Raw genomic sequence first — 10,214 nt, 5'->3', positions numbered from 1 at the left:
AGAAGGGGCGTTTTGGCTACGCCGATCCCGTCGGCGGTCGCCTGGACGGGACGCAGCGGCTGTCCTGCGAGCTCACCGTGCGTGACGGCAAGGTCGTGTACGACCTGAACGGCATGATCGCCGACCCCTGGAACACGTTGCCCGCGAGTGCGCGCGGCGGCGACCCCAAGTGGGATCGCACGCGCGGGCACTGACGTGCCCGCGGGGGCGATCGTGAAATGCCGGAATGCCGGAATGCCGGAATGCTGAATGTCGAAGGTCGAAGGGTTCAAGCCCCAAGCCCCAAGCCCCAAGCTCGAAGTTGCGGCATTCCAGCATCCCGGCATCCCGGCATTCGTTAGACTGCTCCCATGTCCGATTCTTCCGTCGCCAGTCTCGGGGCGCGCCGCCGAGTGCCCGTCGCCGTCAACGAGCCGATTCGCAGCTATGCCCCGGGCACGCCCGAGCGGGCCGCGCTGAAGGCCCGGCTCGCCAGCATGGCGGGTGAGCACGCCGACATCCCGGTCATCGTCAACGGCAAGGAGTACCGCACGGGCGACACCGCCCCGGTGGTCATGCCGCACGCCCATCAGCAGGTGCTCGGCACCTGGCACAAGGCGACGCCCGACCTCGTGCAGCAGGCCATCGAAGCCAGCGCCGCCGCCCGGATCGAGTGGAGCCGCTGGGCGTGGGAGGACCGCGCCGCCGTGTTCCTGCGCGCCGCCGAGCTGCTGTCGACCACCTGGCGCGACACGCTGAATGCCGCGACGATGTTGGGGCAGAGCAAGACCGCGTTCCAGTCCGAGATCGACGCGGCGTGCGAGCTGATCGACTTCTTCCGCTTCAACTGCGCCTACGCGCAGGACCTGTACGGCGAGCAGCCGATCAGCGAGAAGGGCGTCTGGAATCAGACCGACTACCGTCCGCTCGAAGGCTTCATCTACGCGGTCAGCCCGTTCAACTTCACGGCCATCGGCGGCAACCTGTCGGGGGCGCCGGCGCTGGTCGGCAACACCGTCATCTGGAAGCCGGCGCAGACGGCGATGCTGAGCGCCTACTACGTCATGAAGCTGCTCGAGGCCGCCGGCCTGCCGCCTGGCGTCATCAACTTCGTGCCTGGCGACCCGGTGCCGATCTCCGACGCGCTGCTCGCGCATCCCGATCTCGGCGGCGTGCACTTCACCGGCAGCACGACGGTCTTCAACAGCATGTGGAAGACCATCGGCGGCCGCATGGGCCAGTACCGCTCCTATCCGCGCATCGTCGGCGAGACGGGCGGCAAGGACTTCATCATGGCGCACGCGTCGGCCGACGTCGACGCGCTCGCCGTGGCCATCGTCCGCGGCTCGTTCGAGTACCAGGGACAGAAGTGCTCGGCCTGCAGTCGCGTCTACATCCCGCAGTCGCTGTGGCCCGGGGTGAAGGAGCGGATGGTGGCCATGATGGCCACGATCCAGATGGGGGACGTGCGCGACTTCCGCAACTTCATGGGCGCGGTCATCGACGAGAAGTCGTTCACGAAGATCAGCGGCTATCTCGACGAGGCGCGCCGGAGCGGCACCATCGTCAGCGGCGGCACGGCGTCGAAGGACGTGGGCTACTTCGTCGCCCCGACGCTTGTGCAGGTCGAGGACCCAGGCTCGCGTCTGCTGTGCGAGGAGATCTTCGGTCCCCTCGTGACGGCGTACGTCTATCCCGACAACCAGTACGTCGAGACGATGCAGATCGTCGACCGGACGTCGCCGTACGCGCTCACCGGCGCGATCTTCGCCGACGACCGGCACGCCGTCCGCCTGGCGCACACGCATCTGCGCAACGCCGCCGGCAACTTCTACATCAACGACAAGTGCACGGGCGCGGTGGTCGGCCAGCAGCCCTTCGGCGGCGCGCGCGGATCGGGCACCAACGACAAGGCCGGAAGCAAGCTGAATCTGCAGCGGTGGGTGAGCCCACGCTCGATCAAGGAAACCTTCGTGCCCCCGACCGACTATCGCTATCCGTTCATGGGGGACGAATAGCACTCAGCCGGCCTTCGGCCTTGGGCCTTAGGCCTTCGTACACCACCCTTACTGGTGGTCGCGGAGAGATTCGATGATCGTGCCACGGCCCAGGGCCCAGGCCCCAAGGCCCATATTCCAGGTGGTGTGCCTGCTGGCGGCGCTGTGGCTCGCGCCGCTCGCGCACGCGCAGACGCCGCCGCGGCCCAACATCGTCCTCATCTACATGGACGACCTGGGCTACGGCGACACCTCGGCGTACGGTTCCACCACGATCCGCACGCCGAACATGGACCGCATCGCCCGCGAGGGCGTGCGGTTCACGAGCGGGTACGCGACGTCGGCCACCTGCACGCCGTCGCGATTCTCGCTGCTCACCGGCAAGTACGCGTGGCGCCAGCAGGGCACGGGCGTGCTGCCGGGCAACGCGTCGCTCATCATCGACCCGGCGCGCCCGACCCTGCCCTCCCTGCTGCAGAAGGCCGGCTATCGCACCGGCATTGTCGGCAAGTGGCACCTCGGCCTCGGCGGCCCCGCCGGCCCCGACTGGAACAGCCGCATCACGCCGGGCCCCAACGAGATCGGCTTCGCCTACAGCTTCATCATGGCCGCGACCGGGGATCGGGTGCCGACGGTCTACGTGGAGAACGGCCGCGTCGTCGGCCTCGACCCGACCGACCCGATCCGCGTCGACTACGAGAAGCCCGTCGGCGACTGGCCCACGGGCAAGGCCAACCCCGAGCTGTTGACGACGCAGCGACCGAGCCATGGGCACGATCAGACGATCGTCAACGGCGTCAGCCGCATCGGGTACATGACCGGCGGCAAGGCGGCGTTGTGGCGCGACCAGGACATGGGCGACACGTTCACGCGCAAGGCCATCAGCTACATCGAGCAGCACCAGCGCGAGCCGTTCTTCCTGTTCTTCGCCACGCACGAACCGCACGTCCCGCGCGTGCCGCACGAGCGCTTCGCTGGCACGTCCGGCATGGGACCGCGCGGCGACGCGATCCTGCAGGCGGACTGGTCCATCGGGCAAGTGCTCGAGACGCTCGACCGACTGAAGCTCACCGACAACACGCTGGTCATCTTCACGAGCGACAACGGTCCGGTCGTGGATGACGGCTATGTCGACCAGGCGGTGGAGAAGCTCGGGGCGCACAGGCCGGCGGGGCCGTTGCGCGGCGGCAAGTACAGCCGCTTCGAGGCCGGCACGCGGGTGCCGTTCGTGGTGCGGTGGCCGTCCCGGATGAAGCCCGGCGTCTCGCAGGCGCTGGTCTCGCAGGTGGATCTGCTGGCGTCACTGGCGGCGCTGACCGGACAGGCCGTGCCCAGCGGCGAGGCGCCCGACAGCCGCAACCAACTCGCCGCCCTGCTCGGCGAGGACGCCACCGGTCGTGACCACGTCGTGGAACACGCCGGCGCACTGGCGTTGCGCGAGGGCCGGTGGAAGTACATCGAGCCGACCAGGGGGCCGCGCATGAGCGTGCCGACCAACACCGAACTGGCCAACGACCCGGCGCCGCAGCTCTACGACCTCGAACGCGATCTCGGCGAGACGACCAACGTGGCGGCAACGCATCCCGAGATCGTCAAGGCCATGGCCGATCGCCTGGCGGCCATTCGCCGATAGATCACCCACCCCTGGAGCCGCATTCATGAACGGACTGCACCCACCAGCGGCAGCCTGGTCCCGATTGGTCGCCGCCAGCGTCGTTCTGCTGGCCATCGGCTCCTGGTACGACACCGGTCGTGCGCAATCGCCGACGCCATTCGGCACGCCGACGGCCGCGGTGCCGCAGCCGGCCACCACCGTGCAGGCCGTACGAGGCAGCCGTGCCCAGGGCTGGCCCGAACAAGGTCGGTCCGAAGTGCTCGCACGGCACGGCATCGTTGCCACGAGCGATCCGCTGGCCGCGCAAGCGGGCGTCGAAATGCTGCGCCACGGCGGCAATGCCATCGATGCGGCCGTTGCGGCTGCCGCCGTCCTGGACGTGACGTCGCAGAACGACACCGGCATCGGCGGTGACCTGTTCGCGCTGGTGTACGTCGCGCGCGAGCGCAAGCTGTATGCGCTCAACTCGGCTGGGTGGGCGCCGGCAGGGTGGACGCCCCAGTTCTTCACCGACACGCTCGGCGTGAAGGCCGTCCCGCGCAGCGGCGTCAACGCGAGCACGGTGCCCGGCGCGATCTCCGGCTACGACGCGCTGCTGAAGCGATTCGGGACCCGATCGTTTGCTGACACGTTCGAGCGGGCAGCGCGTCTCGCCGAGGAGGGATGGGGCCAGGCGGAGCGGCGGCACGCCGACCTGCTGCGGACCGTGCCGCAACTCACGATGGACCCCGACTCGGCCGCGGCCTTCCTCCAGGACGGGCGCGCGCCTGACTTGTATCGCATCATCCGCAACCCAGGACTCGCCAAGGCACTGCGCCTGATCCAGAAGCAAGGCCGTGACGCCTTCTATCGTGGCGACATCGCTAGGGCGATCATTGCCAAGGTGAACGCCGGCGGCGGCGTCATGACCGCGAGCGACCTGGCCGAGTATCGCTCCGAATGGACTGAGCCGATCTCGACCAATTACCACGGCTACGATGTGTTCCAGCTGCCGCCCCCAGGGCAGGGGCTTGCGGCCCTGGAGATGCTGAACGTCCTCGAGGTCTGCGCGCCCACGCTGGGCGTCGACCTGGCGAAGCTCGGTCCATCGAGCGCGGACTACTGGCATGTCATGGTCGAAGCCAAGAAACTGGCCTACGCCGACCTGTACGCCCACAACGCCGATCCCGCCTTCGCCGACGTACCCGTGGCCCGTCTGCTCTCGAAGACCCATGCCGCCGACCTGTGCGGCCGCATCGACCCGACGCGCGTGTCGCCGGTCGGCGCCCCCGCACGCGTGGACGGCGGGACCATCTACCTGTCAGCCGCCGATCGCTGGGGCAACATGGTGTCGCTGGTGCACAGCGTGTTCAGCGTCTACGGCAGCCGTGCGACCGTATCGCCGTATGGCTTCGTGCTGCAGAACCGCGGCGCCGCATTCTCGCTCGATCCGAAGAGCCCCAACGTGGTCGCGCCACGCAAGCGGCCGTTTCACACCATCATCGCCGGCTTCGTGATGAAGGACGGCGAACCGGTGATGGCCTTCGGCAACATGGGCGGCACCGTGCAACCCGAGACGCATGCGCAGCACATGGTCAACATGATCGACCATGGGATGAACGTGCAGATGACGACCGATGCCGCACGCTTCACGCATGATCAGGCCACCAACGTCCTGAGCCTTGAATCGCACCTCTTCGACCTGGTTGGATCGGAACTGCAGCGCAGGGGCCACAAGGTGGAGCGGGTGACCGGAGAGGCCGTCGGCGGCTATCAGGGCATCCTGTTCACGCGTGACGCGACGCTGCCGCGGCCGACCTTCGGCCGACGATCAGCCGCCGACAACCGGCCGGTCAATGGCGTGTATCGCGCCGGCTCCGATCACCGCAAGGACGGCCAAGCGGTCGGCTGGTAGCTGAACGCCGCATCACTTCGCTCGCGACGCCAGCCACCCCGCGCGCAACGCCTCCTGCTGCGGCGTCCGCTCGGGCATCGGGACGGCCTCGACCCGATCGTTGCTCTTCACGGTGACGCGGGCCGTCTTCTTCTCGCCGCGCGACTCGAAGACGAGTTCCACCTCGGTGCCCGGCGTCAGCGTGGAGAGAATCCGTTCCCAGTCGCCCGCCTGGGTCACCGCCGTGCCGTTGAGCGTCAGGATGGTGTCACCGCGCCCGACACCGGCCTTGTAGACCGCGCTCGTGGCCACGGTGTTGTTGGTCACGACGATGCGCCCCTGCTGTGCGGTCAGGCCGAGCATGCCGAGCGTCGGCGGCGTTTCGCGCTCCCGCAACGTGTAGCCCGCCGCCGCGAACAGGCGGCGGAAGGGCAGCGGTTCGGTGCCCAGCACGTGCCGCCGGAAGAAGTCGGCGGCGAAGGCCGCATCGCCGCTCACCGTCGCCAGGGCGGCTTCGGCGTCCTTCAGCGTGTACGGCCGCGACACGTAGCCCGGGGCCTTGCCGCCGGGGACGCCGTGGGTCTTCCACAGCGTGCGCATGTAGTCGTCCAGCGTGACGGTGCCGCCGCTGCGCTCGCGCAGGGTGAGGTCGAGACCCAGGCCGATGGCGGCCCCGTACGTGTAATAGGACACGTACGTGTTCTCCCAGTTGGTCGGATCGACGGCCTGGGCCGCATCGACGTACGGCGCGAGACGACTCATGTCCACCGCCGACCTGAACTGCGCGCCCGGCGCGCGCATCACCGACCCGGCGAACATCGCCAGCTGCGCGACGCCCCGATCCTGCGCGACGATGCCGGCCCGGATCATCGCCAGCGAGCCGTAGTAGCTGGTGAAGCCCTCCGCCAGCCAGAGCTCGCCCGACATGTTGGCCTGCGAGAAGTCGAACGGCTCCAGCGACGCGGGCCGGATGCGCTCGACGTTCCAGGCGTGGAAGAACTCGTGCGACGCCGTGCCGGCCACTCGCGCCATGCCGTCGGCCAGCGAGGCCGCCGCGGTGCACACCGTGCTGTTGCGGTGTTCCATGCCGTCGCCGTCGGCCCAGGGCAGGTAGTCCATCAGGAACGTGTACGTGCCGCCGTCGAAGGTCGGCAGTGTCCCGAAGATGGCCGCCTGCTCACGGACGATCGTCTCGACCGTCGCCGCATAGGCGTCGAGCTGGGCCTCGGTACCGAGGTGGTGGACGGCCAGCCGGATCCTCGCCGGCGTGCCGCCACCCGGATACGCCACCGTGAACTCGCGCACGGCGTGCGCGCTGAACTCCACGGGGGAGTCCATCAGGTACTGCAGGTTCGGCGCCGTGAAGGCCAGCGGGTCGTCGGTCGGGAACAGCTGCGTCGAGACGCGCCAGTTGCGGCCCGGCGGCTGGACGAAGCGCACGGTGATCGGGATCTCCGGCAGGGCCGGCGCCCAGACGAACGTCGCCGGCGCGTTCAGGTGCGCGTGCGTGCCGTCGACGGCCGAGTACGTGCCGTCGATGTGATCGGCAAACAGGCGGTAGCGCACCCGCACCACGCCGTCCGTCGGGGTGACGCGCCAGTGCGCGGGGGCGACCTGCTCGAGCGGGAGCACGGCCTCGCCCGCCCCGCGCGCTTCGAAGAGGTAGACGTTCTTGCCGAACTCGTGCGTCGCATAGCGGCCCGGCGAGGACCTCGCCATCCGGACGTCGAGGGGCGTGCCGGCCCTGGCCGGGAAACGCACGTCCACCTGCAGCCACCGCTGCTCGGGGTGCGGCGCCGAGACCACGTAGTCGATGGTCGGCGTCTGGGCGAAGGCCGCCTGCGCCAGCGGCAGCAGGACGACCAGGGCGAACAGAGATACGCGGTGCCGCACGGACATGGGCGATAGCGTAACCGGGAACCGGGAGCCGGCAACCGGCAACCGGGCCACCGGAAGGCGGAAGTCAGAAGGAAGAAGGCAGATGCTTCCGCGGGGGATCACTGACCGTCGACCTGAAGGTCGACGGCTACTTCGCGGTGATCCAGCGCAGCATGTCGCGGTAGTTGGCGGTCTTGCCCTGCATCAGGAGGCCGACGCGGAGCACACGGCCCGCGGCGTACACCATGGCGAGCGTCGTCGCCACGGCGCCGACCAGCGAGAGGACGACCTGCCACGCCGGCGGCCCGGGGGGAATCGCGATGCGCAACAGCATCAGGTAGGGGGTCGCGAACGGGAACAGCGAGAACCCGACCGACATCGCGCTGTCGGGGTTCTGCGCCACCTGCAGCCACAGGAAGATGGGGAACATCGCCAGGATCAGCGCCGGCATCATCATCCCCTGGGCGTCCTTGACCTCGCTGCACGCGGCGCCGATGGCGATGAACATGGCGCCGTAGAGGAACACGGCGATGACCAGGAACAACGCGAACCAGGGAATCAGGCTCCACTGGATCAGGCCGAAGTAGTCGGCCTGCGCCGCCGCCAGCAGGCCGCCGCCGATGTAGATCAGGCCCAGCAGCAGCGTCACCCCCACGCTGCCCAGCAGCTTGCCCAGCATCAGGTGGAAGGCACTGACCGATCCGAGCAGCACCTCGCTGATGCGGCTGGTCTTCTCCTCGATGACGCTGTTGAGCAACTGCGGCGCCGAGCTCATGACCAGCCCGAACAGCATGAACATCGTGATCGCCGGCATCGCGAAGGCGCGGACCGCGTCCACCTTCTCCGCCTCGGACACCTTGCCGTCCGTCGTGCGGACGACGAGGCTCCGGCGGTCCATCGGGACCGGCTCGAGCAGCCGGCGAGCCTCGGTCGGGTCGGCCCCGAGCTTCGACAGCCGCCGATCCGCCACGGCGCGGCTGACCTCCTGGCGCACCCACTCGGGCAGGGCCTGGTAGGTCGGGTACTCGGTGTAATAGCCGAGCCGCGGCGCGTCGGCCCCGGTCGCCGTCAGCACTTCGGCCGGGATCTCGACGAAGGCGAACAGCTCGCCGCCGCGCACGCGCTCCGACAGGGCCAGTCGCGTCGCCTCGGCGGCCTGCCCCTCACCAGACACGATCTCGGGCAGGAACGATGGGCCGGTCCTGCGGCCGGTGGTCGACGTCTGCTCCGCGTTGTGCTGCCGTGCCGCCTCGACGATCTGCGGCGCGATCGTCCCCGTGCGGTCGACGATGGCGAAGTGACGCTCGGAGGTGTCGCGGCGGGCGGTGAGTGCCTGGATGCCGAAGGCCAGCGCCATCAGCAGCGGCACGGCCAGCAGCCCGAGGAGGAACGCGCGGCTGCGGACGGCCTGTTCGAACTCCGCGACGGCAATCGTGATCACCCTGGACATGGTTCGGTCTCGTCTCACGCGGAGGGAAGGATGTCGTCTTCCGGCGCCGGCCGGGCGATCTCGACGAAGATGTCGTGCAGCGACGGACGCGTGATCTCGAAGCGCTGGACCGTCGCCCGGGCGGCCAGCTGCGCCAGGAACGCCTGCGGATCGATGGACAGCCGCACCTGCTGCGCGTTGCCGTGATCCACCACGGCGTCCACGCCGGCCATCGACCGCAGCACCGCGGCACCGCCCTGCACACGGACGTGCACTTCGTCGTGCCCGTAGGTGGACTGGATCTCGTCGAGCGATCCGTCGAGCACCTTCCGGCCCTTGAAGATCATGAAGATCCGGTCGCACATCAGCTCGGCCATCGACATGTCGTGCGTGCTGAAGACGATGGTCGTGCCGCGTCGCTTCAGCTCCAGCACCGCGTCGCGCAGCACGTCGCGATTGACCGGATCCAGCCCGGAGAACGGCTCGTCGAGAATCACCAGATCGGGACGGGCGACGACGGCCGCGATGAACTGCACCTTCTGCGACATGCCCTTGGAGAGCGCCTGCACCTTCTTGTCCGCCACGTTGGGCAGGCCGAGGCGCGTCAGCCACCAGTCGGCCTCGCGCTCGACGTCGGCGCGGCGCGCGCCCTTCAGCTCGCCGTAGTAGGTGAGCAGGCGGCGCACGGGCATCTGCTTGTACAGCCCGCGCTCCTCGGGCAGGTAGCCGACCCGGTCGCGCGCCGCCACCGTGCTGCGGTCGCCGAGCACTTCCACCCAGCCGCTGTCGGCCAGGAGGATGTTCATGATCATGCGCAGCGTGGTGGTCTTGCCGGAGCCGTTGGGTCCGATGAAGCCGTAGATCGCGCCCTGTGGCACCTGCAGGGACAGCGCGTCGACGGCCGTCGTCTGGCCGAACCGCTTGGTGACGGAGTCGAGGATGATGGCTGGGGTCATGGAGGCTGCAGCTGCTAGCCTACAGCCTACGGGCTACCTGACCCTGATGTTCCCGATGACCAGCCGATCGCGTGCCGGCACGAGCGACAGCACCAGGGACCGGCGGCGCTGCTCGCCGCCGGGCAACTGCGTCAGCAGTCGGGCCGTGGCGTTGAATTCGTCGCTCGTGCGCACGATCGTCACGTTCTCGAACACGCACACGAGTTCGCCGCTGGTGCTGAAGGCCTCCTTCAGCTCGGTGCGCCACTCGGGCCCCATATTGGGCCAGAGCCGGTTCAGGCCACCCATGTCGCGCGCGAGGTAGGCGCCGCAGAACTGCGCGATCGAGGCGCGCGCCTCGTCGTTGGACCACGTCGAGAGGTCCACGGCGGATGCGGCCGGGGCCTGCGCTGGCGCAGGTGGCGGCGCCGCGGGTTCGGGCACCGGGGGCGCGGCGACGACCGCGGTCGGGGCGGCCTTGCCGCTGTCGTTGAAGGCCTGGAGGAAG

7 protein-coding genes and 1 pseudogene are annotated in these 10,214 nt (G+C 69.1%); 4 read left to right on the top strand and 4 right to left on the bottom strand.

Features of this window, described 5'->3' with window-relative positions; translation table 11 throughout:
* From Q0C41_RS26635 to ggt, 4 genes and pseudogenes are all read left to right on the top strand, one after another.
* Positions 1 to 194: pseudogene (locus tag Q0C41_RS26635) on the top strand (amidohydrolase/deacetylase family metallohydrolase); the annotation flags it as partial.
* Positions 195 to 350: 156 nt separating this feature from the next.
* Positions 351 to 1,997: an L-glutamate gamma-semialdehyde dehydrogenase gene (gene pruA / locus Q0C41_RS26630; RefSeq protein ID WP_291989183.1), complete on the top strand. Its 1,647-nt coding sequence runs from the start codon at positions 351 to 353 to the stop codon at positions 1,995 to 1,997.
* Positions 1,998 to 2,070: 73 nt separating this feature from the next.
* Entirely contained in the window at positions 2,071 to 3,609 is a 1,539-nt protein-coding gene (locus Q0C41_RS26625) for an arylsulfatase (RefSeq protein WP_291989181.1), read from the top strand.
* A gap of 25 nt (positions 3,610 to 3,634) precedes the next feature.
* Positions 3,635 to 5,485 carry a gamma-glutamyltransferase gene (ggt, locus tag Q0C41_RS26620; RefSeq protein ID WP_291989180.1) on the top strand — a complete coding sequence of 617 codons (1,851 nt, stop codon included), beginning with the start codon at positions 3,635 to 3,637 and terminating at the stop codon, positions 5,483 to 5,485.
* A 12-nt stretch (positions 5,486 to 5,497) separates the two neighbouring features.
* Here the strand turns inward: ggt and Q0C41_RS26615 are convergent, their stop codons facing one another.
* From Q0C41_RS26615 to Q0C41_RS26600, 4 genes are all read right to left on the bottom strand, one after another.
* Positions 5,498 to 7,363 carry a M61 family metallopeptidase gene (locus Q0C41_RS26615; protein WP_291989178.1) on the bottom strand — a complete coding sequence of 622 codons (1,866 nt, stop codon included), beginning with the start codon at positions 7,361 to 7,363 and terminating at the stop codon, positions 5,498 to 5,500.
* A 127-nt stretch (positions 7,364 to 7,490) separates the two neighbouring features.
* Positions 7,491 to 8,792: an ABC transporter permease gene (locus tag Q0C41_RS26610; RefSeq protein WP_291989176.1), complete on the bottom strand. Its 1,302-nt coding sequence runs from the start codon at positions 8,790 to 8,792 to the stop codon at positions 7,491 to 7,493.
* 14 nt (positions 8,793 to 8,806) lie between these two features.
* Positions 8,807 to 9,727, bottom strand: coding sequence for an ATP-binding cassette domain-containing protein (locus tag Q0C41_RS26605; RefSeq protein WP_291989174.1), 921 nt, complete (start codon positions 9,725 to 9,727; stop codon positions 8,807 to 8,809).
* A gap of 33 nt (positions 9,728 to 9,760) precedes the next feature.
* The coding region (locus tag Q0C41_RS26600) for a hypothetical protein (RefSeq protein WP_291989172.1) at positions 9,761 to 10,214 on the bottom strand (454 nt) is incomplete at its 5' end.

Origin of the sequence: Luteitalea sp. (assembly GCF_022842525.1) — a bacterium.
GTDB lineage: Bacteria > Acidobacteriota > Vicinamibacteria > Vicinamibacterales > Vicinamibacteraceae > Luteitalea.
Note: the sequence above shows the minus strand (reverse complement) of the source record. Positions and strands in the feature narration are given on the sequence as shown.

What these genes read in the sequence shown, in the direction of transcription:
- pruA (WP_291989183.1), top strand. Translation starts at nt 351, where the DNA reads ATGTCCGATTCTTCCGTCGCCAGTCTCGGGGCGCGCCGCCGAGTGCCC.
- Q0C41_RS26625 (WP_291989181.1), top strand. Translation starts at nt 2,071, where the DNA reads ATGATCGTGCCACGGCCCAGGGCCCAGGCCCCAAGGCCCATATTCCAG.
- ggt (WP_291989180.1), top strand. Translation starts at nt 3,635, where the DNA reads ATGAACGGACTGCACCCACCAGCGGCAGCCTGGTCCCGATTGGTCGCC.
- Q0C41_RS26615 (WP_291989178.1), bottom strand. Translation starts at nt 7,363, where the DNA reads ATGTCCGTGCGGCACCGCGTATCTCTGTTCGCCCTGGTCGTCCTGCTG.
- Q0C41_RS26610 (WP_291989176.1), bottom strand. Translation starts at nt 8,792, where the DNA reads ATGTCCAGGGTGATCACGATTGCCGTCGCGGAGTTCGAACAGGCCGTC.
- Q0C41_RS26605 (WP_291989174.1), bottom strand. Translation starts at nt 9,727, where the DNA reads ATGACCCCAGCCATCATCCTCGACTCCGTCACCAAGCGGTTCGGCCAG.